This window comes from Actinacidiphila sp. bgisy167, from assembly GCF_057707665.1.
Genome location: NZ_JBYIQP010000061.1, coordinates 1 through 23,284 on the forward strand (window position 1 = coordinate 1; position 23,284 = coordinate 23,284).

General features: G+C 74.0%; 21 protein-coding genes. 15 read left to right on the forward strand and 6 right to left on the reverse strand.

What is annotated here, in order from left to right; all coding sequences use genetic code 11:
- Positions 1–8: 8 nt before the first annotated feature.
- The 3 genes from galE to idi all read left to right on the forward strand — a co-directional run bounded on the left by galE (position 9) and on the right by idi (position 2,996).
- Complete coding sequence (gene galE, locus AC3ET4_RS21635) at positions 9–995, forward strand: UDP-glucose 4-epimerase GalE (RefSeq protein ID WP_431951945.1); 987 nt, start codon at positions 9–11, stop codon at positions 993–995.
- Between the two features lie 168 nt (positions 996–1,163).
- The gene (locus AC3ET4_RS21640) at positions 1,164–2,114 is read left to right on the forward strand and encodes a cation diffusion facilitator family transporter (protein ID WP_431951870.1); all 951 of its coding nucleotides are present in this window, start codon (positions 1,164–1,166) and stop codon (positions 2,112–2,114) included.
- A gap of 273 nt (positions 2,115–2,387) precedes the next feature.
- On the forward strand, positions 2,388–2,996 hold the full coding sequence (gene idi / locus AC3ET4_RS21645) for an isopentenyl-diphosphate Delta-isomerase (protein ID WP_431951872.1): 609 nt from the start codon (positions 2,388–2,390) through the stop codon (positions 2,994–2,996).
- A gap of 83 nt (positions 2,997–3,079) precedes the next feature.
- On the opposite strand, the gene AC3ET4_RS21650 is transcribed toward idi, so the two are convergent.
- Together AC3ET4_RS21650 and AC3ET4_RS21655 are read right to left on the reverse strand one after the other, a co-directional pair.
- Positions 3,080–3,571 carry an ATP-binding protein gene (locus tag AC3ET4_RS21650; RefSeq protein WP_431951874.1) on the reverse strand — a complete coding sequence of 164 codons (492 nt, stop codon included), beginning with the start codon at positions 3,569–3,571 and terminating at the stop codon, positions 3,080–3,082.
- 211 nt (positions 3,572–3,782) lie between these two features.
- Entirely contained in the window at positions 3,783–4,391 is a 609-nt protein-coding gene (locus AC3ET4_RS21655) for an HdeD family acid-resistance protein (RefSeq protein ID WP_431951876.1), read from the reverse strand.
- 149 nt (positions 4,392–4,540) lie between these two features.
- On the opposite strand from AC3ET4_RS21655, the gene AC3ET4_RS21660 reads away from it, so the two are divergent.
- Positions 4,541–5,329, forward strand: a complete 789-nt coding sequence (locus tag AC3ET4_RS21660; RefSeq protein ID WP_431951878.1) for an enoyl-CoA hydratase/isomerase family protein — start codon at positions 4,541–4,543, stop codon at positions 5,327–5,329.
- 175 nt (positions 5,330–5,504) lie between these two features.
- Here the strand turns inward: AC3ET4_RS21660 and AC3ET4_RS21665 are convergent, their stop codons facing one another.
- The 4 genes from AC3ET4_RS21665 to AC3ET4_RS21680 form a co-directional block, all read right to left on the reverse strand.
- Complete coding sequence (locus AC3ET4_RS21665; RefSeq protein WP_431951880.1) at positions 5,505–6,422, reverse strand: DMT family transporter; 918 nt, start codon at positions 6,420–6,422, stop codon at positions 5,505–5,507.
- Positions 6,423–6,466: 44 nt separating this feature from the next.
- Positions 6,467–8,542 (reverse strand): FUSC family protein, encoded by a 2,076-nt coding sequence (locus tag AC3ET4_RS21670; protein WP_431951882.1) that lies wholly within the window; start codon positions 8,540–8,542, stop codon positions 6,467–6,469.
- Positions 8,543–9,113: 571 nt separating this feature from the next.
- A complete protein-coding gene (locus AC3ET4_RS21675) occupies positions 9,114–9,602 on the reverse strand; it encodes a glutathione peroxidase (RefSeq protein WP_431951884.1) in 489 nt (162 codons plus the stop codon).
- 113 nt (positions 9,603–9,715) lie between these two features.
- A complete protein-coding gene (locus tag AC3ET4_RS21680; RefSeq protein ID WP_431951886.1) occupies positions 9,716–11,356 on the reverse strand; it encodes an ABC-F family ATP-binding cassette domain-containing protein in 1,641 nt (546 codons plus the stop codon).
- 100 nt (positions 11,357–11,456) lie between these two features.
- Between AC3ET4_RS21680 and ddaH the strand changes: the two genes are divergently transcribed.
- The 11 genes from ddaH (at position 11,457) to AC3ET4_RS21735 (ending at position 23,281) form a co-directional block, all read left to right on the forward strand.
- Positions 11,457–12,233 carry a dimethylargininase gene (gene ddaH, locus AC3ET4_RS21685; protein WP_431951888.1) on the forward strand — a complete coding sequence of 259 codons (777 nt, stop codon included), beginning with the start codon at positions 11,457–11,459 and terminating at the stop codon, positions 12,231–12,233.
- Positions 12,234–12,323: 90 nt separating this feature from the next.
- Positions 12,324–13,289, forward strand: a complete 966-nt coding sequence (locus AC3ET4_RS21690; RefSeq protein WP_431951889.1) for an acyl-ACP desaturase — start codon at positions 12,324–12,326, stop codon at positions 13,287–13,289.
- 613 nt (positions 13,290–13,902) lie between these two features.
- The gene (locus tag AC3ET4_RS21695; protein WP_431951891.1) at positions 13,903–14,700 is read left to right on the forward strand and encodes a TIGR03084 family metal-binding protein; all 798 of its coding nucleotides are present in this window, start codon (positions 13,903–13,905) and stop codon (positions 14,698–14,700) included.
- A gap of 20 nt (positions 14,701–14,720) precedes the next feature.
- Positions 14,721–16,259 carry an acyl-CoA carboxylase subunit beta gene (locus tag AC3ET4_RS21700; RefSeq protein ID WP_431951947.1) on the forward strand — a complete coding sequence of 513 codons (1,539 nt, stop codon included), beginning with the start codon at positions 14,721–14,723 and terminating at the stop codon, positions 16,257–16,259.
- Positions 16,260–16,271: 12 nt separating this feature from the next.
- A complete protein-coding gene (locus tag AC3ET4_RS21705; RefSeq protein ID WP_431951893.1) occupies positions 16,272–18,164 on the forward strand; it encodes an acetyl/propionyl/methylcrotonyl-CoA carboxylase subunit alpha in 1,893 nt (630 codons plus the stop codon).
- Positions 18,161–19,363, forward strand: coding sequence for an acyl-CoA dehydrogenase family protein (locus tag AC3ET4_RS21710; RefSeq protein ID WP_431951895.1), 1,203 nt, complete (start codon positions 18,161–18,163; stop codon positions 19,361–19,363). The genes AC3ET4_RS21705 and AC3ET4_RS21710 overlap by 4 nt, the downstream gene beginning before the upstream one ends.
- A 29-nt stretch (positions 19,364–19,392) precedes the next feature.
- Positions 19,393–20,973: an AMP-binding protein gene (locus AC3ET4_RS21715; RefSeq protein ID WP_431951897.1), complete on the forward strand. Its 1,581-nt coding sequence runs from the start codon at positions 19,393–19,395 to the stop codon at positions 20,971–20,973.
- Positions 20,973–21,722, forward strand: coding sequence for an enoyl-CoA hydratase family protein (locus tag AC3ET4_RS21720; protein ID WP_431951899.1), 750 nt, complete (start codon positions 20,973–20,975; stop codon positions 21,720–21,722). Before AC3ET4_RS21715 ends, AC3ET4_RS21720 begins: the two co-directional genes overlap by 1 nt.
- Positions 21,710–22,330, forward strand: coding sequence for a TetR/AcrR family transcriptional regulator (locus AC3ET4_RS21725; RefSeq protein WP_431951901.1), 621 nt, complete (start codon positions 21,710–21,712; stop codon positions 22,328–22,330). Before AC3ET4_RS21720 ends, AC3ET4_RS21725 begins: the two co-directional genes overlap by 13 nt.
- A gap of 37 nt (positions 22,331–22,367) precedes the next feature.
- The gene (locus AC3ET4_RS21730; RefSeq protein ID WP_431951903.1) at positions 22,368–22,754 is read left to right on the forward strand and encodes a hypothetical protein; all 387 of its coding nucleotides are present in this window, start codon (positions 22,368–22,370) and stop codon (positions 22,752–22,754) included.
- 17 nt (positions 22,755–22,771) lie between these two features.
- Positions 22,772–23,281 carry a hypothetical protein gene (locus AC3ET4_RS21735; protein ID WP_431951905.1) on the forward strand — a complete coding sequence of 170 codons (510 nt, stop codon included), beginning with the start codon at positions 22,772–22,774 and terminating at the stop codon, positions 23,279–23,281.
- Positions 23,282–23,284: the final 3 nt, after the last annotated feature.

A 23,284-nucleotide genomic window follows, 5' to 3' on the forward strand; every position in this document is an offset into this window, starting at 1 on the left:
GTGGCGCCATGACGTGGTTGATCACCGGCGGCGCCGGCTTCATCGGATCACATGTGGTGCGGGCGATGACCCGCGCGGGCGAGCGCGTGGTCGTGCTCGACGACGGCTCGGCCGGTGTGCCGGACAGGGTGCCCGCGGACGTCCCGGTGGTCGATGGATCCGTTCTGGACCGCGCTGTCCTGGATCGCGCGATCGCCGACCACGGCATCACGGGTGTCGTGCACCTGGCCGCCAGAAAGCAGGTCGGGGAGTCGGTGGAGCAGCCGCTGCGCTACTACCGGGAGAACCTCGGCGGCCTCGGCACACTGCTGGAGGCGGTGGCGGACGCCGGCATCTGCCGCTTCGTCTTCTCCTCCTCCGCCGCCGTGTACGGCCTGCCCGACGTGCCGCTGGTGACCGAGTCCACGCCGTGCCTGCCGATGAGCCCGTACGGCGAGACCAAGCTGGCCGGCGAGTGGCTGGTCCGGTCCGCCGGGCGGGCGCACGGGATCTCCACCGCCTGCCTGCGCTACTTCAACGTCGCGGGGGCGGCCGAGCCCGCTCTGGCGGACACCGGGGTGTTCAACATCGTCCCGATGGTCTTCGACAGGCTGACCCGGGGCGAGGCCCCGCAGATCTTCGGGGCCGACTACCCGACCCCCGACGGCACGTGCGTGCGCGACTACATCCACGTCGAGGACCTCGCCGACGCCCACCTCGCCGCGGCCCGCTGGGTCGGCGAGCGGGACGGCGGCACCGACCTGACGGTGAACATCGGACGCGGCGAGGGCGTCTCCGTCCGCGAGCTGATCGACGTCATCCTCGAGGTCACCGGGCGCAAGGAGATGGAGCCGGTGATCCTGCCTCGACGGGCGGGCGACCCGGCCAGCGTGGTCGCGTCGTCCGAGCTGACCCGGCGGGAACTGGGCTGGACGGCCACCCGCGACATCCGCGAGATGGTCGAATCCGCCTGGGAAGGCTGGTGCCGGCGCCACCCGGAGGCACGCGCCGCCTGACCACCACCGCCTCCCCGCCACCCACGCCTATCACCGCAGGTCACCACGGACGACGGCGGCGGCAGCCGGCGAGTTGCCCAGCCATGGCGGCCGTTGTTCACTGGGCTCGCCGGTCTCCGCGCGCGGACACGCCGTCGCGCGGAGGGCGACGGACGGGAGCGGCGCGCGATGGGCGCTGGACACGCGCACGGCCACGGCCACCCGCACGGGCCGGGGACCGTCCCGACGGGCACGGCGGCCGCCGCCTACCGCGGTCGGCTGCGCGCGGCGCTCGGCATCACCCTGCTGATCCTCGTGGCGGAGGTCGTGGGAGGCGCGCTCACCGGATCTCTCGCCCTGCTCGCCGACGCCGGGCACATGGCCACCGACGCGGCGGGCCTGGCGATGGCACTGGTGGCCATCCACTTCGCCAACCGCCCGCCGAGCGAGCGCCGCACCTTCGGGCTGGCGCGGGCGGAGATCCTTTCGGCGGTGGCCAACGCGGTGCTGCTGTTCGGCGTGGGTGTCCTCATCTTCTACGAGGCGGTCCGCCGGCTGATCACGCCCCCCGGGATCGAGGGCGGGCTGACCGTCGTCTTCGGCGCGGTCGGCCTGGTGGCGAACCTCGTGTCCCTGCTGCTGCTGATGCGCGGGCAGCGCGACAGCCTGAACGTCCGGGGCGCCTTCCTGGAGGTCATGGCGGACGCGCTGGGCTCGCTGGCCGTGGTCGTGGCGGCGCTGGTCATCCTGGCCACCGGCTGGCAGCGGGCGGACCCCGTGGCCTCGATCCTGATCGGCCTGATGATCGTCCCGCGGACGTGGCGGCTGCTGCGCGAGGCGATCGACGTCCTGCTGGAGGCGGCGCCCAAGGACGTGGACATGGCCGACGTGCGCGCCCACATCCTCGCGCTGCCCGGGGTGGCCGGGCTGCACGACCTGCATGCGTGGACGATCACCTCGGGCATGCCGGTGCTCTCCGCGCACGTCGTGGTGAGCCGGGACGTCCTGGACGCGGTCGGCCACGAGAAGATGCTGCACGACCTGCAGGGCTGCCTCGGCACCCACTTCGACGTGGCGCACTGCACCTTCCAGCTGGAGCCGGTCGGTCACGCGGAGCACGAGGCGCGCCTGTGCCACTGAAAGGTGGCGCGGATGGGCGGGTGGAGAAGGGAGCGGGGCGAGGGCCCAGTCCGGCAAGGCGGAGAAGACAGACGCAGCGGAGCTGCGGCGATCGACGACAACGCCGCCAGGCGAGAGTCAACGGCCCGCGGCGTCGGGGCGCCCATCCGTGTGGCCTCCATGGGGACGCCGCAGTGCGCGACTCGGCGTCACGGGACAGGGACGCGCTGCAACCGCACCGGGCGTCGCCGCGTGAGGCAGACTGAGGTCTTGTCGTCGAAGCAAAGGATGGCCATGCCCACACGCCCCGCCGCCAACCGGCCCCGCACACCCGCCGCGGAGCCCTCTTCCCACGGTGCCCCGGCGCCGATCCTGCTCGAATTGGTCGACGAGGCCGGTGCGACGATCGGCACCGCGGAGAAACTGTCGGCCCACCTCGCGCCGGGGCGGCTCCACCGGGCGTTCTCCGTGTTCCTCTTCGACAGTGAGGGCAGGCTGCTGCTGCAGCGCCGGGCGTCGGGGAAGTACCACTCCCCCGGCGTGTGGTCGAACACCTGCTGCGGCCACCCGTACCCCGGCGAAGCGCCCTTCGTCGCCGCGGCGCGCCGCACCGCCGAGGAACTCGGCGTCGCGCCCGCGCTGATGCGGGAGGCCGGCACGGTCCGCTACAACCATCCCGACCCGGCGTCGGGGCTGGTCGAGCAGGAGTACAACCACCTCTTCGTCGGCCTCGTGACCGCGGCCCCGGACCCGGATCCGGAGGAGATCGGCGAGACGGCCTTCGTGTCGCCCGCCGAACTCGCCGCGCTCCGCGCCTCCGGGCCCTTCTCGGCCTGGTTCCCGACCGTGCTGGACGCCGCGCTGCCCGCGGTCCGCGAGCTGACGGGCGACGCGGGCTGGTAGCCCCTGCGGCGCGGTCCGGGCGGTCACCGCGCGTCCGGGGCCGCGCGGTCGGACCGGCCCGGTCGGCGGCGCGACCAGGGCGCTCAGGACACCAGGCCGCGCGGCAGCGGGAGCGCGGCCCAGATGACCTTGCCGCCGGTCGTGGTCTGCTGGACGTCGCACATCCCGCCCGCCTCGGCGGTGACCGTCTTGACCAGCAGCAGGCCGCGCCCGTTCGTGTCGGCGTCGTCGACCTGGAGGGCCTTGGGCCGGTACGGGTGGTTGTCCTCGACGGCGACCCGTACCCAGTCCATGCCGACGGCGAGCTCCACGGCGATCTCCGGGGACAGCAGCGCGGCGTGCCGCACGGCGTTGGTGACCAGTTCGGAGACGATCAGCAGCACTCCGTGCAGCAGGTCCTCGCCGACCGGCACGCCCTGGCGGACGATCAGGTCCCGCACCGCGTGCCGGGCCTGCGGCACCGAGGAGTCCAGCGCCGGAGCGGTGAAGCGCCACACGCCCTCGTAGGGGCGCGGGACATCCGGAGCCACCGAGGGCACCGGTTCGGGGGGCGGGACGCTCCCGCGTACGTCCATGGCGGTCTTCACCCTCGCATTCGCGCGATGCAACCCGCGACCCCCGCGGCCCGCTCACGGCGGCGGCGGGGAACGCCTCACGGTTCGAGTGTCGGCAGGCGGCGGGCCCGCCCCGAGCCGCTGACCGAAAATCCGTGCCTTTCGATCAGGTTCGACACATTGCGATCGGGCGTGCCAGCCACATGAGCTTTACTGATCCGACCTTTTCCGGTCACTGACGCGTCAGCGGGGCGTCCCGGACATCAGCGACCATTCCGACGATCCGCCGGCCGCCGAGGCCCGCGCCCAGCAGTCCCAGACCGTCGAAGAGCAGCGCGAGCGAGAAGAAGGCGCCGATGACGTAGAGGCTGCTGTGCGGCCAGTCGGCGAGAACCAGGATCGACAGCAGGATGCCGACGGCGCCCTGGATGAGCGTCCACACCATGTGCGGCCCACGCACCACCATCCCGCCGAAGAGGCGGAAGATGCCGCCCGTCAGGAACAGCAGCGCCGCGAACATGGTGAGTGCGGCCGCCGTCTGCTCGGGGTTGCGGATCACGACCACCCCGGCGGCGATGTAGAGGGCCGCGACGACCAGGGCGAGCCAGAAGTAGTTGGTGTCGTGGTTCTGCACCGCCTGCACCAGGCCGACGACGCCGCCGACGAGCAGCAGCCAGCCGAAGAGCAGCATCGAGGTGATGGTCGCGATGCCCACGTAGAACAGCCCGACCAGGCCGCCCGCCACCAGGACCGCTCCGAGGGCGGCGACCCAGCCGAAGCTGCGCCTGATACCGGCCTCCGGGGGTTCCGGATGTTTCCTGCGTCCCTTGAACGGTGCCATGGCCGCCGCCTCCTTGCGCTCGTCGGAGCCTGTCGGGAGCTACTGCCCATATACCCGATATGCGGCGGCGCGGACCGGGATAGGATCCCGGTGGGGCGGCGTCCGTGCTCCGTGCCGGCCGGGACGACGACGAGATGAGGGATCAGGGCATGTCCGAGCCGTCCGTGCCCGGCCTGGTGGTGCACACGGTGGGCGCCACGGCCACCGTGACGATCAGCAATCCGGCCAAGCGCAACGCGATGACCCTGGCGATGTGGCAGGAGTTGCCCCGCCTCCTCGACGGTCTCGCGGCGGACCCGGCCGTGCGCGTCCTGGTGCTCGCCGGGGCCGGCGGCACCTTCTGCGCCGGCGCGGACATCTCCGGGCTGCTGCGCACGCCGGCCGACGCTTCCGGCACGTCCGGCACGACGCAGAGCGCGGCCGTAGCGGCGGAGGAGGCCCTCGCGGCGTTCCCCAAGCCCACGCTGGCCTCGATCCGCGGTTTCTGCGTGGGCGGCGGCTGCCAGCTCGCGGCCGCCTGCGACCTGCGGTTCGCCGCGGAGGGCGCGCGCTTCGGGGTCACCCCGGCGCGGCTCGGCATCGTCTACCCCGCCTCCTCCACGCACCGGCTGGTGAGCCTGGTCGGACCGGCGACGGCGAAGCACCTGCTGTTCTCCGCGGAGCTCATCGGTCACGAGCGGGCGCTGCGGACCGGGCTGGTGGACGAGGTGCTGGCCGAGGACGAGCTGGACAAGCGGGTCGAGGAGTACGCCGGTGTCCTGGCCTCCCGGTCGCTGCTCACGCAGGCGGCGGCCAAGGAGTTCACCGCCTCCCGGATCGCCCCGGAACGGGTCGGCCACTGGGCCCGCCAGGCGGAGCGCAGCGACGACACGGCAGAGGGCGTGACCGCCTTCCTGGAGCGCCGTGAGCCCCGGTTCACCTGGACGGTGGGCCGGTAGCGAGCGGTCGGCGGGATGCCGCGGCACCGGTCACCGGACGGGCACGCCCGCCCTGTGCCACCGCCGGGACACACCGCTCGGTCCGGACCTCCGCAGAAGTGGGCCGTGCGGTGTCCCCCGGTGCGCGGCGCCGGTGGACCCGCCCCACCGGCCGGTCAGGTGTCGGCGGTAGCGCTCAGCGGACGGCCCTGACGGGTTCCTCGCCGGGCCCGTCGGCGCCGACCGCCTCCTTGCGGGACGCGCCGTGCGCGCACGGCATCGCCGGATGCCGGCCCAGCAGCACGACACCCGCGGCGATCGCGGCGAGCCCCGCCGCCTCCCAGGCCAGCGCGCCGGGCGAGACGCGCACCCGGTCGCCGAGGAAGCCGACGCCGCAGGCGATCCCGGCCAGCGGCTGGGCGGCGGTCAGCGCGGGCAGCGACATACGCAGCGGAGCCGACTCGAAGGCACTCTGCACGAGCATCAGGCCGGTCAGGCCCATCGCGACGATGGCGTACGGCTGCCAGTGCGTGAAGAGGGCGCCGGCGCCCTCGTCCTGGGCGATCTGGCCGGAGATCCGGGTCAGGGCGTCCTGGAGGCCGTACAGCAGGCCCGCGGCGAGCGCCAGCACCGTCGCCTCCGGCGACGGACGCAACCGCCGTGCGCAGGCGACGAGCAGCAGCGCCAGGCCGACGACGACGCCGACCACCAGCCAGTGGCGCAGCGCCCCTGCGGGCGGACCGCCGCCCGAGGGGCGGCCGGCCACGATGAAGGCGGTGACGCCGAGCGCCAGCAGCACCACGCCGGACCAGCCGTGCCGGCCGAGTCTCTGGCCGGTGAGGCGGCGTGAGAGCGCCAGCGCGAAGACCAGATTGGTCGCGGTCAGCGGCTCGACGAGGGAGACCTCGCCCTTGGTGAGCGCGAGGGCGCTGAGCAGCATGCCGCAGACCATCAGGAAGACGCCGAGCAGCCACTGCGGCATCCGCATGAGGTGCAGCAGCAGCCTGAAGGAGAGGAAGTGGGCCAGGGGGGCGCGCTGGGCGGCCAACTGCTGGAGTACGAAGCCGAGCCCCAGGCAGCACGCGGCCCCCACCCCGAGCAGGAATACGGCCACCTCGTCAACCTCCCGGTGTCGCCGACTGGCCTGACCTTAGCGCCTCACCCGTCTTGATCGCGACGATTGTCCGCCTTTGGCTTCGGGTCTCCGGGCGCGGCGATGGTGACGGGACGCCGTGCCGTGCGCCCGCCCCGCGCGGTCACGGGCAGGCCCGCCACGATGCCGCGGATGAAGTGCAGCTCGCTGACGATGTCCGCGATGGTCTCGCACTCGGGGGTCGCGGGGAGCTTCGGGGGACCCGCGGCGGGAGCACGGCCGTCCAGGGTGTCGGCGACCGCCGTGAGCGCGGCGTCCACCTGGGCCCCCTCGCGGGCCGAGGGACGCGGGTGGCCCTGCTCCATCCGGACGACGCAGGCGGTCGTCGCGTCCACGATCCGTTCGGTGGCCGCGACCACGCGGGACCAGTCGCCGTTGCCTCCGTGCCGGGAGGGCAGCTCGGCGGCGAGCGTCTCGGCGGCCCCACGGGCCTCGCCCAGAGCGCTGTAGGCCGCCCGGCGCAACACCCTGCGCTGCTCAGGGCGCTCGCCCGCAGCCGCGGCCAGGACGTACCCGAGGTAGTCCCGGGTGCGCCGCTGGGCGACGGCCAGCAGGTGGCCGACCCGTGCGGTGCTGCCGGTGATCCGGGGCAGGTGGCCCACGATGACGACGATCGCGCAGGCGATCGCCGTGTCCAGCAGCCTGGGCAGGGCGGCCTGGGTGTCGCCGCCGGCCCACACGAACGCCAGCACCATGATCGTGACGACGGTGGTCTGCAGCGCGTAGTGGCGGGTCGCGAAGGGCAGGAGCGCGCCTGCCGCGCAGGCGCAGACGGCCGTCCACCAGATCCCGTCGCCCAGGGGCGCGGCGAGCGCCGTGAAGACCAGGACGCCGAGCACTGTGCCGAAGAAGCGGTTGACGACCCGGGAGAACAGCGGGCCGATGTCGGGCTTCACCAGGAACGCCGCCGTGAGCGGCAGCCAGTACCAGTGGTCCGCGCGCAGGGCCAGGGCCACGGCCGCACTCGCGGTGACGCACACCGCGACCTTCAGCGCGTACTCGCGGCCCACGGGGCCGAGAACGCGGCGGCGCATCAGCGGCGCCGGTCCGCGGGCGGGGAGCGGGGCGGCGTCCTCGGGGCAGCCGGTGGCCGGTACCGTGCGGGCGAAGACGGTGGACGCGTGCAGCATCATGGCGTTGAACACCGCCCGCGCGGGGGTGGCCGTCCCAGGGGCGGACGTCTCGGGCACGGTCAGCGGACCGGGCGGTGTCCCCGTCCGCACGGCCGCGGCGAGCCGCCGCGGGCCGTCGCCGGTGCCGGGCGGCAGGGGCCGGGCCTCCCAGAGCAGGGCGGTGGCGGCGTCGGTCAGTTCGGTGGCGACGCCGAAGCGCTCCGCGAGCAGGATCTCCCCGGGGCTCGCGGACCTGCGCAGCAGCCGCCGGCTCAGCCGGCGCAGCCGTACCGCCTCGTCGCCGTGGTCCAGGGCGGCGCTCAGCCGCCGCCGCGCGGCCTCGGCGCCGGGCCCTCCGACGGCGTCGAGGGCGTCCGCCAGGGCGTCGAAGATCCGGGCCAGGGAGGCCCGCTCGCCGTCCAGCGCGCCGCCGGCCGGACGCGGCGGACGTAGGAAGAGCCGCAGCAGGAGCAGCCAGACCGCCCCGGCGAGGAAGCACACCGCCTTGTAGCCGGGCCCACCGGGCAGCTGCAGCCCCATTCCGACCACGGCGGCGGCCAGCCCGTGCATCCCGGCCCGCGAGCAGACCGGGCCCACCACGCTGAGCGCGCCGGAGGCGGCGCCCAGGGCGAACACCACCGGCAGCGCCCACCAGCCGATGAGAGCGCTCTGCGTCACCGCGCCCACCAGGACGCCGAACGCGGTGACGAGCGCGGGCAGCCCGATCTGGACGACGCCCGCCCTGCGGGTCCCGGGGAGGTCGCTGAAGCCCGCGAACAGCGCCCCCAGCCCCGCCAGCACCCCGAACTCGAGGCTCCCCAGCCCGATCCCCAGCGCGAGCAGCGGCCCCGCCGCGAGGGCCCCGCGCAACACCGCCGGCCAGGGCACCGGCCCCCGCTGCCAGCGCAGGGGGTGGGCCAGCCACGACGGCAGGGCGGCGGGCCGGCGGCCGGGACCTCGGGGCGTCACGGGCATCCTCACAGAACGAGTACGGTCTCGGTCTCGGGAAAGCCGCAGGCCAACGGGGGCCGGGCCGTCGCTTCCCCCTGCTCAGCCTATCGGTGGCGGGTGCGCCGGTACCGACTCGGTACCGCCCTCCGGCACCCCCGGGGCGCGGACGGCCTCGGTGCACGATCCCCGGGCGGAGGCTCGGTCCAGCGGCCGCGGAGTTCGGGGAGTCGTGCTGCACCGCCGGGAGCGTCCTCGGCGACGGCGGGCACGGCGTCGCGGCCTTGCGGCGCGGCGGCGAACCCGGTGCCGCAGGGGCGCCGGGCGGGAAGGCCAGGCCGACTGCCACCATGGCGGCCGCACCGGCCGTTCTTCCGGCGGCTTCCGGGGTGCGGCACTCAGGTGACCAGTGGCCTCCCCTGGCGCCTGGCGCCAGGGGAGGCCACCCGGCCCGCCTGCCCCGGGCGGCGGCTGGGGATCGCGCTCGCCGTACCGGCCGGCACAGCCGGTACGGCGAGGCCGGCCCCAAGAGCCTCCGCGGGCTCATCCGCGAGCCCGGACGCGGAGTCGAGCCGGGCGCCCGACCGGAGCCTCAGGCGGGAAGCTGGGCCTCGAGGGCGGCGACGAGCTCGTCGGCCTCGGGCTCGGTGCGCGGGCGGAAGCGGCCCACCACCCGGCCGTCGGCGGCGACGAGGAACTTCTCGAAGTTCCACTGCACGTCGCCCGCCTCGCCCTCGGCATCGGTGGTCTCCGTCAGCACCGCGTACAGCGGGTGCCGCTGGTCACCGTTGACATCGGTCTTCTCGAACAGCGGGAAGCTCACGCCGTAGGTCGCGGAGCAGAAGGTCCCGATCTCCTCGGCCGTGCCCGGCTCCTGCCCTGCGAACTGGTTGCAGGGGAAGCCGAGCACGGTGAAACCGCGGTCGGCGTACCGCTTCTGCAGCCGCTCCAGGCACTCGTACTGCGGGGTGAGACCGCACTTGGAGGCCACGTTGACGATCAGCAGGGCCTTGCCCCGGTGGTCGGCGAGGGAGGCGGGCTCACCGGTGAGGGTGCGCAGGGGGATGTCGTAGATGCTCACGTCGGTATCTCCTCGTATCGGATCGCGGACCGACTGCAGGTCGTGCGCGCAGGCCCGGTCACGGTGCCGATCTTCCCACGCGACCGGGGTCCGGGCACGCCTCCCGGACGGCGTCAGTGCTCTGTGACACGTCCGGAAGCCACCTGGATACGGCGGGTGGTGCGGACGGCCTCCAGCATGCGCCGGTCGTGGGTGACCAGCAGCAGGGTGCCCTCGTAGGAGGCGAGGGCGGACTCGAGCTGCTCGATGGCGGGCAGGTCGAGGTGGTTGGTGGGCTCGTCCAGGACGAGCAGGTTGACGCCGCGCCCCTGCAGGAGGGCGAGAGCGGCCCGGGTGCGCTCGCCCGGCGAGAGGGTGGCGGCCGGGCGCAGGACGTGGGCGGCCTTGAGGCCGAACTTGGCCAGCAGGGTGCGCACGTCAGCGGGGGGCGTGTCGGGGACCTCCGCGCCGAAGGCGTCCAGCAGCGAATCACCGCCGTGGAACAGCTTGCGGGCCTGGTCGACCTCGCCCACCACGACGCCCGGGCCGAGCTGGGACGCGCCCGCGTCGAGGGGCACCCGGCCCAGGAGAGCGGCCAGCAGGGTCGACTTCCCGGAGCCGTTGGCGCCGGTGATGGCCACCCGGTCGGCCCAGTCGATCTGCAGGTCGACCGGTCCGAGGGTGAACTCCGGCCCGCGGCGGACCTCGGCGCCGCGCAGCGTCGCCACGACCGCTCCCGCTCGGGGCGCGGCGGTGATCTCCATGCGCAGCTCCCACTCCTTGCGGGGTTCCTCGACGACGTCGAGGCGTTCGATCATGCGCTGGGTCTGCCGCGCCTTGGCGGCCTGCTTCTCGGTCGACTCGGCACGCAGCTTCCTGCCGATCTTGTCGTTGTCGCTCGCCTTGCGGCGGGCGTTGCGGACGCCGTGCTCCATCCAGTTGCGCTGCATGCGGGCGCGGGACTCGAGGGCGCTCCTGGTGTCGGCGTACTCCTCGTACGCCTCCCTGGCGTGCCGACGGGCCGTCTCGCGCTCCTCCAGGTAGGCGGCGTAGCCGCCGCCATAGGTGTTGACCTGCTGTTGGGCGAGGTCGAGCTCGACGACGCGGGTGACCGTGCGGGTCAGGAACTCGCGGTCGTGGCTGACCAGGACGGTGCCCGCCTTGAGACCGCGAACGAAGGCCTCCAGGCGTTCCAGGCCGTCCAGGTCGAGGTCGTTGGTGGGCTCGTCCAGGAGGAAGACGTCGTAGCGGCTCAGCAGCAGGGACGCCAGGCCCGCCCGCGCGGCCTGCCCGCCGGACAGGGCCGTCATGGGCGTGTCGAGGCCGACGCCGAGACCGAGCGCCTCGCCGGCCTCCTCGGCCCGCTCCTCGAGGTCGGCGCCGCCGAGCGAGAGCCACCGCTCGAGGCTGTCGTTGTAGGCGTCGTCCGCACCGGGCGCCCCGTCGACCAGAGACTGGGTGGCGGTGTCGAGCGCGGCCTGCGCAGCGGCGACCCCGGTGCGCCGGGCGAGGAAGGCCCGTACCGTCTCGCCCTGGCGGCGTTCGGGTTCCTGCGGGAGGTGGCCGACGGTCGCGGTGGGCGGGCTGAGCCGCAGCTGCCCCTGCTCCGGAGCGCTCAGGCCCGCGAGCATGCGCAGCAGCGTCGACTTGCCGGCGCCGTTGGCCCCGACCAGACCGACGACGTCGCCGGGGGCGACGACGAGGTCGAGGCCGGAGAACAGGACGCGGTCCCCGTGGCCTGCGGCAAGATCCTTGACGACAAGAGTGGCACTCATCAGGCTGCCGATGCTATCGCCCCGCCGGACCTCGCCCTGCGCCCGGCTGCGGCGCCCGGGGCGTCCGCCGACCGCCCCCGACCCAGGGAGGGAACGTCCCATGCCGAGCAAGAAGGCCCTCGTCCGCCGTCCCGGCCCGCGCCTCGCCGAAGGACTGGTGACCCACCTCGAGCGCTCCCCCGTCGATGCCGGGCGGGCCGCGCGCCAGTGGGAGGGGTATGTGGCGGCACTGCGCCACCACGGCTGGGAGACGGTGGAGGCGCCGGCGGCCGACGACTGCCCCGACGCGGTGTTCGTCGAGGACGCGGTCGTCGTCTTCCGCAACGTGGCGCTGCTCGCCCGGTCCGGCGCCGCCTCCCGGCGCGCGGAGGCGCCCGGGGCCGAGGAGGCGGTCACGGCGCTGGGGCTCTCGGTCAACAGGGTGCGGCCACCGGGCACGCTGGACGGCGGGGACGTGCTCAAGGTCGGGGACACCGTCTACGTGGGTCGGGGCGGGCGGACCGACGCCGAGGGCGTCCGGCAACTGCGGTCGGTGTTCGAACCGCTGGGAGCGCGGGTGGTCGCCGTACCCGTCACCAAGGTGCTGCACTTGAAGTCGGCGGTGACGGCGCTGCCCGACGGCACGGTCATCGGGTATCCGCCGCTGGTCGACGATCCGTCAGTATTTCCCAAGTTCCTGCCGGTTCCGGAGGAAGGCGGCGCGCACGTGGTGCTGCTCGGCGGCGGAAGACTGCTGATGGCGGCGAGCGCGCCGCGGAGCGCCGAGCTGCTGGCGGATCTCGGATATGAGCCCGTTGTGGTGGACATCAGCGAGTTCGAGAAGCTCGAAGGGTGCGTGACCTGCCTCTCCGTCCGTCTGCGGGAGCTGTACGCCTGACGGCGGGTTGCCTTTTGGGAGCTACCTAACCTACGGTTTCGTAACTTACGATTCCGTAGGCACTCTCAGCGACCCCCACAGGAGCCCCGCGTGACCATTGCCCCGTCCCAGAGCACAGGATCGGAAGCATGGAGCGACACCAGGCTGCTGTACGCCCTGGAAGAGGTCGTCGAGACCGAGATCAACCGCCATCTGGCGGTGGCCAGGGAATGGATGCCCCACGAGTACGTGCCGTGGAGCCAGGGCCGTGACTTCGACGGGTTGATGGGCGGCGAGGCCTGGGCGCCGGAGCAGTCGAAGGTCACCGAGGTCGGCCGGATATCGCTGGTGGTCAACCTCCTCACGGAGGACAACCTCCCCAGCTACCACCACGAGATCGCCACCCTCTTCGGCCGGGACGGCGCCTGGGGCACCTGGGTGCACCGCTGGACCGCGGAGGAGGGCCGGCACGCCATCGTCATGCGCGACTACCTGCTCACCACGCGGGCCGTCGACCCGGTGGAGCTGGAACGGTTGCGCATGCGGCACATGTCGGACGGTTTCGAGTCCGACAACGCGCACAGCATGCTGCACTCGGTGGCCTATGTGGCGTTCCAGGAACTGGCCACCCGTATCTCGCACCGCAACACCGGCCGCGGGTCGGGCGACCCGATGTGCGAGCGCATGCTCGCGCGCATCGCCACCGACGAGAACCTGCACATGGTCTTCTACCGCAACCTGTTGGCGGCCGCGCTGCAGTTGGCGCCCGACCAGGCGATGCGGGCGATCCGTGACGTGGTCGTCGGCTTCCGGATGCCGGGGCACGGGATGCCCGGCTTCGAGCGCTCCGCGGCGCGGATCGCCATCGGCGGCATCTACAACCTCCGCATCCACCACGACGACGTGCTCCAGCCCGTCCTGCGGCACCTGAAGGTGCTGGAGACCTCGGGGCTCGGCCCTGAGGGCCTGAAGGCGCAGGAGGAGCTGGGCTTCTTCATGGGTGAGCTGGACTGCCAGGCCCGCAAGTTCGAGGAGCGCAGGGACGCCCTGCTGGCGCGTCGGGCCGCCCGCGCCTGACGTACCCGGCCCGCGACGGTGGAGCGCCCGCCCAAAGGCGCCCCGCCGTCGCGGGCCGTTCGGCGCGTCACCATGGCGACGTCGCCCACCATCCGGATCAGGCGCGCGCCGCCGTGCGCGAACTCGCGCCGGCGGGCCGAGCCCGTCCCCGAACGGAAGCCCGCGGCGCGGGGGCTCCGCGCCACCCCGAGCCGACGAGCGGCCGGCGCGACCGCCGCCGCGCCAAGCCCCCGGCAGGCGCCCGGCCCCGCCGCCGATGAACGGGCGGTCGACCAGCAGCAGCCCGATCCTCGAACCGCCCGAGGACGAACTCCGCCTGCTGCCCCGCCAGCCCGATCCGGCCGACCACGTGACCGGCCGCACTGAGGGCCCGTATCGGGACGAATCCCACGAACAGGGGTGACATGGCGTGCAGGGAACCTCGGGTCGTCCGGTGAGCCGTACGGCGCGGACCCGGGATCGCCGGGCCGGCCCGGGGCAGTCCATCAGGCGGTCGCCGGGCCGCCGCACCGGGGCCCGGCGGAAAATCATGCAAGCACGCTTGCCTGTTTCCCGCCCCGGTGCCAGCCTGAGACGCGCACGGCTTCTGACGTCGCGTCATTCAGGGGGAGCCTTGTCCGACCCCGCATCCGTACCGGACGACCTTCGCGACGAGAGCGAGGGCCTGGACGCCCTGGTCGCCGGACTCCCGCCAGACGCCTGGGCGACACCGACACCGGCCGTGGGCTGGACCGTGGCCCACCAGATCGCGCATCTGGCCTGGACCGACCGGCAGTCCGTGCTGGCGGTCACCGACCCGGAGGGCTTCGGGTCCGTGGTGGACAAGGCGGCCGCCGCGATCGGCACCTTCGTGGACGAGGGCGCCGGGGAAGGCGCGGCACTGCCGCCCGGCGAACTCCTCGCGCGCTGGCGCTCGGGGCGGGCGGAACTGCAGGCCGCGCTGCGGGCCCAGCCGGGCGGGACGCGCTTCCCCTGGTTCGGGCCGCCGATGAGCGCCGCGTCCATGGCCTCGGCCCGGCTCATGGAGACCTGGGCGCACGGGGAGGACGTCGCGGACGCCCTCGGCGTCCGGCGTCCCGCGACCGCGCGGCTGCGGCACGTGGCACGGATCGCCGTACGGGCCCGCGACTACGCGTACGCCGTCAACGGGCTCGCCCCGCCCGCCGAGGAGTTCCGGGTCGAGCTGACCGCCCCCGACGGCACGACGTGGGCGTACGGTCCGGAGGACGCCGCACAGCGCGTGACGGGACCGGCGCTCGACCTGTGCCTGCTGGCGACCCGCCGCCGGCACCGTGCCGACCTGGCCGTGCGCGCCGAGGGCGAGGACGCCGACCGCTGGCTGGACATCGCCCAGGCGTTCGCGGGACCGCCGGGACCGGGCCGCCGTCCACGTGAAGGAGGTGCGGCGTGAGCTCCGCGAACCGTACGGCGATGCTGGAACGCCTCGCCGAGCTGGCGGCCGAGCACGAGAAGGCGCTCAGGGGCGGCGGACCCGCATACGTGGACCGGCACCGCGCGCGGGGGAAGCTCACCGCCCGGGAGCGGGTGGAGCTGCTGGTGGACCAGGACAGCCCGTTCCTGGAGCTGTCGCCGCTCGCGGCCTGGGGCAGCGACTACCCGGTCGGCGCGTCGCTGGTGACCGGGATCGGCGTGGTCGAGGGCACCGAGTGCGTGATCACCGCCAACGACCCCACGGTCCGCGGCGGGGCGAGCAATCCGTGGACGCTGAGGAAGGCGCTTCGCGCGAACGAGATCGCGCTCGCCAACCGGCTTCCTCTGGTCAACCTCGTGGAGTCGGGCGGCGCGGACCTGCCCAGCCAGAAGGAGATCTTCATCCCGGGCGGTGCGCTCTTCCGCGACCTGACCCGGCTGTCGGCGGCCGGCATCCCCACCGTCGCCGTCGTGTTCGGCAACTCGACCGCCGGAGGCGCGTACATCCCCGGCATGTCCGACCACGTGATCATGGTCAAGGAGCGCTCCAAGGTGTTCCTCGGCGGCCCGCCCCTGGTGAAGATGGCCACCGGCGAGGAGAGCGACGACGAGTCGCTCGGCGGCGCCGAGATGCACGCCCGGACCTCCGGCCTCGCGGACCACTTCGCACTGGACGAGCCCGACGCGCTGCGCACCGCGCGCCGGGTGGTGGCCCGGCTCAACCGGCGCAAGCACGGCCCCGCCCCGGCCGCCGCCTACGACCCGCCGCTCCATGACGAGGACGAGCTGCTGGACATCGTCCCGGCCGACCTCAGGACCCCTTTCGACCCGCGCGAGGTCATCGTCCGCGTTGTGGACGGCTCGGAGTTCGACGAGTTCAAGCCGCTGTACGGGCCGAGCCTGGCGACCGGCTGGGCGCGCGTGCACGGCTATCCCGTCGGGATCCTCGCCAACGCGCGGGGTGTGCTCTTCAGCGCGGAGTCTCAGAAGGCCGCGCAGTTCATCCAGCTCGCCAACCAACGCGACATCCCGCTGCTCTTCCTGCACAACACCACCGGCTACATGGTGGGCCGCGAGTACGAGCAGGGCGGCATCATCAAGCACGGCGCCATGATGATCAACGCGGTGTCCAACTCCAGGGTGCCGCACATCTCCGTCCTCATAGGCGCGAGTTACGGCGCCGGGCACTACGGCATGTGCGGTCGCGCCTTCGACCCGCGCTTCCTGTTCGCCTGGCCCAGCGCCAAGTCCGCCGTGATGGGCCCGGCCCAACTGGCGGGCGTCCTGTCGATCGTCGCACGGCAGTCGGCGGCCGCCCGGGGCCTGCCCTTCGACGAGGAGGCCGACGCGGGGCTGCGCGCCGTGGTGGAGCGGCAGATCGAGTCCGAGTCGCTGCCGATGTTCCTGTCGGGACGGCTGTACGACGACGGGGTCATCGACCCGCGTGACACGCGCACCGTGCTGGGCGTGTGCCTGTCGGCGGTGCACAGCGCACCGGTCGAGGGCGCCCGCGGCGGCTTCGGCGTCTTCCGGATGTGAGGAGCCCTGACCTTGATCACATCAGTGCTGGTGGCCAACCGCGGCGAGATCGCCCGCCGGATCTTCCGCACCTGCCGCGACCTGGGCATCGCCACGGTCGCCGTCCACTCGGACGCGGACGCCTCCGCCCCGCACGTCCGGGAGGCCGACGCCGCCGTCCGGCTGCCGGGCGACGCGCCGGCCGACACCTATCTGCGCGGGGACCTCATCGTCAAGGCCGCCCTCGCCGCGGGCGCCGACGCCGTCCACCCCGGTTACGGGTTCCTGTCGGAGAACGCCGTGTTCGCCCGGGCCGTCCTCGCGGCGGGCCTTGTCTGGATCGGCCCGGGGGCCGAGGCCATCGAGGCGATGGGCTCCAAGACCCGCGCCAAGCGCCTGATGGCGGCGGCGGGCGTCCCGGTGCTGGAGGCGGGTCCCGGCGAGCTGCCCGTGCTCGTCAAGGCGGCGGCAGGAGGCGGGGGGCGGGGCATGCGCGTCGTCCGGGAGGCGGCCGACCTCGAGCGTGAGGTGGCGGCCGCCGGCGCCGAGGCGCTGTCCGCCTTCGGCGACGGCGAGGTCTTCCTGGAGCCGTACGTCGAGGACGGCCGGCACATCGAGGTGCAGGTGCTGGCGGACACCCACGGCACCGTGTGGACGCTCGGCGAGCGCGACTGCTCCGTGCAGCGGCGCCACCAGAAGGTGATCGAGGAGACCCCGGCGCCTGGTGTCGCCGACGCCCTGCGCCGGACGCTCCATGAGGCGGCCGACGCGGCGGCGCGGGCCATCGGCTACGTGGGCGCGGGCACGGTGGAGTTCCTGGTGACGGCGGACGGCCGTGCGTACTTCCTGGAGATGAACACCCGGCTCCAGGTGGAGCATCCGGTGACCGAATGCGTCTTCGGCGTGGATCTCGTCGCGCTGCAACTGGACGTCGCCGAGGGCGGGCGGCTCCCGGCCGCTCCCCCAGAGCCCTCCGGGCACGCGGTCGAGGCCCGGTTGTACGCGGAGGACCCGGACCGCGACTGGCGGCCGCAGACGGGCGTCCTGCACCGCCTTCGGGTGCCGCAGGCGCCGGGGCTGCGGGTGGACGCGGGCTTCGGCGACGGCGACCGGATCGGCGTGCACTACGACGCCTTGCTCGCCAAGGTCGTCGCCCACGCCGCCGGCCGGCCGCAAGCGCTGCGGCTGCTCGCGAGCGCCTTGGAGCGGGCCCGGGTGCACGGCCTGGCGACCAACCGCGACCTGCTGGTGAGGGTGCTGCGCGACCCGGACTTCGCCGCGGGGCGGCTGTCCACGGCCTTCCTGGACCGCCTCGGCCCGGCGCCCGCCGGGGACGAGGGCGCGGCGCGGCTGGCGGCCCTGGCCGCCGCGCTCGCCGACGCCTCGGGCCGCCATCCGCTGGGCGGCTGGCGCAACCTGCCGTCGGCGCCGCAGTCCAAGGCCTACCGCGCCGAGCCGGACGGCGCGCGCTACGAGGTCCGCTACAGGCTCGGCCGCGAGGGCCTGGCCGCCGAGGGCCACCCGGACGTCCGCCTCCTGGAGCGGACCGCGGACCGGGTCGTGCTGGAGGTCGCCGGGGTGCGCCGCGCCTTCGACGTCGCGGTCTACGGGGACGAGGTGTGCGTCGACGGGTCGGCGGGCGCCCACCGCTTCACCGCGCTCCCCCGCTTCCCCGAGCCGGAGGACCGGATCGCGCCGGGTTCGCTGCTGGCCCCGATGCCGGGCACGGTGGTCCGGCTCGCGGACGTCGCCGTCGGCGACAAGGTGGCCGCGGGGCAGCCGCTGCTGTGGCTGGAGGCCATGAAGATGGAGCACCTCGTCGCCGCCCCGGCGGACGGGGTGCTCACCGCACTGCACGCCGAGGCCGGCCGCCAGGTCGACGTCGGAGCCGTACTGGCCGTCGTTCAGGAAGAGGTGTCCGGATGAGCGCCACGCCCGCTGCGCACGGACCGGCAGGCACCTTCGACAACGTCCTGCTGGAGAGCGAGGAGCGGCGCGCGCTGCGCAAGGCCGTCTCCGACCTGGGGCGCCGCTACGGGCGTTCCTACTTCCTCGAGGCCGTGCGCGAGGGGCGGCACACCGACAAGCTGTGGCAGGAGGCCGGCTCGCTCGGCTACCTCGGCGTCAATCTGCCGGAGGAGTACGGCGGCGGGGGCGGGGGTCTGGCCGAACTGGCCATCGTGCTCGAGGAACTGGGGTCCTCGGGCTGCCCGTTGCTGCTGCTCATCGTCTCCCCGGCGATCTGCGGCACGGTCATCGCGCGCTTCGGCACCGAGGAGCAGCGGCGCCGGTGGCTGCCCGGGCTCGCGGACGGCTCCGTCCGGATGGCGTTCGGCATCACCGAGCCGGACGCGGGGTCCAACTCGCACCGGCTGACGACCACGGCCCGCCGCGACGGCTCGGACTGGCTGCTCACCGGCCGCAAGGTCTTCGTCTCCGGTGCGGACATCGCCGACGCGACGCTCGTCGTGGGACGCACCGAGGACGCGCGCACGGGCCGGCTCAAGCCGTGCCTGTTCGTGGTGGAACGCGGGACGCCCGGCTTCGACTTCCGGCCGATCGACATGGAGCTGTCCGCGCCGGAGAAGCAGTTCCACCTCTACCTCGACGACGTACGGCTGCCCGCGCGGGCCCTCGTCGGCGACGAGGACGCGGGGCTGCTGCAGCTGTTCGCGGGCCTGAACCCCGAACGTGTCATGACGGCCGCCTTCTCGATCGGCATGGGCCGTTTCGCGCTCGCCGCGGCCGTGGACTACGCCCGTACGCGGCAGGTGTGGAAGGCCCCCATCGGCTCGCACCAGGCCATCGCCCATCCGCTGGCGCAGGCGCACATCGAGCTGGAGCTGGCCCGGCTGATGACGCAGAAGGCCGCGTTCCTGTACGACGCGGGGGACGACACGGCGGCCGGCGAGGCCGCCAACATGGCGAAGTACGCGGCGGCCGAGGCCGGTGCGAAGGCCGTCGACCAGGCCGTGCACACCCTCGGCGGCAACGGCCTGACGACCGAGTACGGGCTGGCGTCCCTGCTGACGGCCTCACGCGTGGGCCGCATCGCGCCCGTCAGCCGGGAGATGATCCTCAACTACGTCTCGCACCACACGCTGGGGCTGCCCAAGTCCTATTGAGCACGTCCGACGAGGAGGGGGGAACGGCCATGGCGCAGCCGGCCGTGTTCCACAGCGAGTATCCCGCGGTTCCCGCCGTCGACCTGCCGATCCACGAGGCCGTGCTGGGCCGTGCCGCCGACTTCGGCGACCGGCCCGCGCTCGTCGACGGCGTGGAGGGCACGACGCTCACCTACGCGCAGCTCGACTCCTTCACCCGTCGCATCGCGGCGGCGCTCGCCGAGTCCGGGCTGCGCAAAGGCGACGTCCTCGCCCTGCACAGTCCCAACACCATCGCCTACCCGCCGGTCTTCTACGGCGCCACGCGCGCCGGCGCGGCCGTCACCACGGTGCATCCGCTTGCCACCGCCGAGGAGTTCGCCCGGCAGTTGCGGGACAGCGGCGCCTCGTGGATCGTCACCGTCTCGCCGCTGCTGGAGACCGCGCGCAAGGCGGCGGAACAGGCGGGCGGCGTCCGGGAGATCCTCGTCTGCGACAGCGCCGAGGGCCATCGCTGCGTCCTCGACCTGCTGGGCTGCACCGCTGCGGAGCCGGAGATCGCCTTCGACCCGGGCGAGGACCTGGCCGCGCTGCCGTACTCCTCGGGCACCACCGCCCTGCCCAAAGGAGTGATGCTGACCCACCGCAACATCGCGACCAACCTGGCCCAGCTGGACCCGGCGCTGTCGATGGGGCCCGGGCACCGCATCCTGGCGGTGCTGCCGTTCTTCCACATCTACGGGCTCACCGCCCTCATGAACGCCCCGCTGCGCAAGGGCGCGACCGTCGTGGTGCTGCCGCGCTTCGACCTGGAGCAGTTCCTCGAGGCGGTGGCCGCCCACCGGGTGCAGGGGCTGTTCGTGGCCCCTCCGATCGTGCTGGCGCTCGCCAAGCACCCGGCGGTCGCCGCGCACGATCTGAGCTCGCTGGAGTACGTGCTGTGCTCGGCGGCGCCGCTCGACGCGGAGCTGGCCCAGGCGTGCTCCAAGCGGCTGGGGCTGCCGCCGATCCTGCAGGCGTACGGCATGACGGAGCTCTCGCCGGGCACGCACGTGGTGCCGCTGGACGCGCGCGACGCGCCGCCCGGCGCTGTCGGCAAGCTGCTGCCCAGCACCGAGATGCGCATCGTGCCGCTCGACGGAGCGGCCGACAACGACGCCACCGGCGAGATCCACATCCGCGGTCCGCAGGTCATGAAGGGCTACCTGGGGCGGCCCGAGGAGACCGCCGCCATGATCGACGCGGAGGGCTGGCTGCACACCGGCGACGTCGGCCGGGTGGACGCCGGCGGCTGGCTGCACGTCGTCGACCGCGTCAAGGAGCTGATCAAGTACAAGGGCTACCAGGTGCCGCCCGCCGAACTGGAGGCGGTGCTGCTCACCGACCCGCGGGTGGCCGACGCCGCGGTCATCGGCGTGGTGGACGAGGAAGGCAACGAGGTCCCCAAGGCGTACGTGGTGCCGCAGCAGGGCGCGGACCTCACGGCGGAGGAGGTCGTCGCCCACGTGGCGGCGCGGGTCGCCCCGTACAAGAAGGTGCGCCGGGTGGAGTTCACCGACGCGATCCCGAGGGCGGCCAGCGGCAAGATCCTCCGGCGCGAACTGCGCGCCCGGGAAAGGGGAACCTCCTGATGACCGACGACGCCGCGGCACCCTGCGTGCGGAGCGCGTACGACCGGGGTGTCACCACACTGACGCTGGACTCCCCGCGCAACCGCAACGCGCTCTCCGCACGCATGGTCGACGAGTTGTCCGACGCACTGGCCAGGGCCGGCAAGGACCCGGGCACGCGGGCGGTGCTGCTCACACACACCGGCGGCACCTTCTGCGCGGGCGCGGACCTGAAGGAGGCGACCTCGCCGGAGGGGCCGCGGCGGCTCGTGGCGCTGCTGCGGGCGGTCGTGGAGCTGCCCAAGCCGGTCGTGGCGCACGTGACGGGTCATGTGCGCGCCGGCGGCATCGGGCTGCTGGCGGCCTGCGACATCCCGGTGGCCGGGCCGGGGGCGAGCTTCGCCTTCACCGAGGCGCGGCTCGGCCTCGCCCCCGCGGTGATCTCGCTGACGGTGCTGCCGCGCATGGACGCCCGGGCGGCCGCGCGGCGCTATCTGACGGGCGAGGTCTTCGGCACCGCGGAGGCCGTCCGCACCGGACTGGTCGCCGCGCAGGATGAGGCGCTGGACGGGATCCTCGCCGGGCTGCGCGCGGGGTCGCCGCAGGGGCTCGCCGCGTCCAAGGCGCTGACGACGGCCGCCGTGCTGGGCGGTTTCGACAGGGACGCGGAGGCGCTGATCGAGCAGTCCGCCCGGTTGTTCGGATCGTCCGAGGCGGCGGAGGGGACGCGGGCGTTCCTCGAACGGCGGGCCGCGCCTTGGGCGCTGTGAGCACAGCCGCCCGCGCGCCCATGCAGGACCGCAGCCGCGCCACCCGGCGGCGGCTGTTGGAAGCCGCCGCCGCGTGCCTGGCCGAACACGGCTGGACGGGCAGCACGGTGACGGTGGTCGCGGAACGGGCGGGGGTGTCGCGGGGAGCGGCCCAGCACCACTTCCCCACCCGCGAGGACCTGTTCACCGGCGCGATCGAGTACGTCTCCGAGCAGTGGCTGACGGCCCTGCGGGAGCACGCGCGCGCCCTTGCCCGCGAGGGCGCGCCCCGCACGCACGCCGTGGTCGGCATGGTCGTCGACCTCTACACGGGGCCGATCTTCCGGGCCGCCCTGCACCTGTGGGTGGCCGCCGCCAACGAGGAGCAACTGCGGCCCCGCGTCACGGCGCTGGAGACCCGCATCGGACGGGAGGCGCACCGCCTCGCCGTGGAGATGCTCGACGCGGACGAGGCGGTGCCGGGGGTCAGGGAGACCGTGCAGGCCACCCTCGACATGGCGCGGGGCCTGGGCCTGGCGAACCTCCTTACCGACGACGGCGCCCGCCGCACCGGGATCGTCCGCGCGTGGTCGGCGGTGCTGGACGGGGTGATGCGCCGCGGTATCTGAGTCGCCCGCTGTCGGCGGCGGGTGAGAAGATCGCGGCATGCTGAACGAGGCGGTGTCCGCCGGCGAACTGGGCTTCCTGCTGGATCTCGTGGACCCGGCGCTCGCCGCGCGTGCGCGGAGCCGGACGGGTGTCCCTGAGGAGGATCCGGCGTCGTCCGCGAGGCCGCATGGGCACCCGATGTGGGGCTGGGGCCCTTGGTGGCACGAGGTGCCCGCGTCGGTGCTCTGGTGGATGCTCCAGGAGGACGATCCCGAGGTCAACACGGTGGTGTACCACCACTGGCGTGCCGACGACCGTGTCCGGTACGACATCGTGGGCGGCGCCCCTTACGGGCCCGATCGCTCCCGCCGCGTGGAGGTTCCCGCGGACCTCGCCCGCTTTCCGGCACCGGAACTCACCCTGCCTCCGGGCCGGAGGAGCTGACCGCCGCACTGCGCGCCGTGACGGGCATGTCCCAGGGCCGCGCTGCGGCGCTGCTGGTGGGCCGGGACGACTGGGGGGTGGTCGCCGCGGCGGACGAGGAGCGGCCGCTGCCCGGCTACGCCCGCTGGGCGCTGGCGGTCCGCCCCGACTGCCCGCCGGCGCTGCGCACTCAGTTCGGCACGCACCGCAAGTTCACCAACCGGCTGCGTGACGCGGGCGTCGTGGACGGTCCCGCCGCGTACGTGACCGGCGCGAAGCCGGCCCGCCACGTCCTGCGCGTCCTGGCCATGGGCCGCTGGGGGTTTCCGCGGCGGCTGCTGGAAGCCGCCGAGGCGCTGCGGCCGCTGGTGCGCGCGGAACTGGGCGCGAACACCGAGGCGTGGGCGGTACTGGTGCAGCTCCTGCCGACCTTCGCGGGCACGCTGCCGGAGCTGATCGGGACGGCGGGGGCGATCGCGGGGAGCGCCGGGGCGACGGCCGGTGACCGGTTGTCAGTGGCCTCTGGTAACACTGAGTCACCGGGCTAGCCG

What these genes read in the sequence shown, in the direction of transcription:
- galE (WP_431951945.1), top strand. Translation starts at nt 9, where the DNA reads ATGACGTGGTTGATCACCGGCGGCGCCGGCTTCATCGGATCACATGTG.
- AC3ET4_RS21640 (WP_431951870.1), top strand. Translation starts at nt 1,164, where the DNA reads ATGGGCGCTGGACACGCGCACGGCCACGGCCACCCGCACGGGCCGGGG.
- idi (WP_431951872.1), top strand. Translation starts at nt 2,388, where the DNA reads ATGCCCACACGCCCCGCCGCCAACCGGCCCCGCACACCCGCCGCGGAG.
- AC3ET4_RS21650 (WP_431951874.1), bottom strand. Translation starts at nt 3,571, where the DNA reads ATGGACGTACGCGGGAGCGTCCCGCCCCCCGAACCGGTGCCCTCGGTG.
- AC3ET4_RS21655 (WP_431951876.1), bottom strand. Translation starts at nt 4,391, where the DNA reads ATGGCACCGTTCAAGGGACGCAGGAAACATCCGGAACCCCCGGAGGCC.
- AC3ET4_RS21660 (WP_431951878.1), top strand. Translation starts at nt 4,541, where the DNA reads ATGTCCGAGCCGTCCGTGCCCGGCCTGGTGGTGCACACGGTGGGCGCC.
- AC3ET4_RS21680 (WP_431951886.1), bottom strand. Translation starts at nt 11,356, where the DNA reads ATGAGTGCCACTCTTGTCGTCAAGGATCTTGCCGCAGGCCACGGGGAC.
- ddaH (WP_431951888.1), top strand. Translation starts at nt 11,457, where the DNA reads ATGCCGAGCAAGAAGGCCCTCGTCCGCCGTCCCGGCCCGCGCCTCGCC.
- AC3ET4_RS21700 (WP_431951947.1), top strand. Translation starts at nt 14,721, where the DNA reads ATGCTGGAACGCCTCGCCGAGCTGGCGGCCGAGCACGAGAAGGCGCTC.
- AC3ET4_RS21710 (WP_431951895.1), top strand. Translation starts at nt 18,161, where the DNA reads ATGAGCGCCACGCCCGCTGCGCACGGACCGGCAGGCACCTTCGACAAC.
- AC3ET4_RS21715 (WP_431951897.1), top strand. Translation starts at nt 19,393, where the DNA reads ATGGCGCAGCCGGCCGTGTTCCACAGCGAGTATCCCGCGGTTCCCGCC.
- AC3ET4_RS21720 (WP_431951899.1), top strand. Translation starts at nt 20,973, where the DNA reads ATGACCGACGACGCCGCGGCACCCTGCGTGCGGAGCGCGTACGACCGG.
- AC3ET4_RS21730 (WP_431951903.1), top strand. Translation starts at nt 22,368, where the DNA reads ATGCTGAACGAGGCGGTGTCCGCCGGCGAACTGGGCTTCCTGCTGGAT.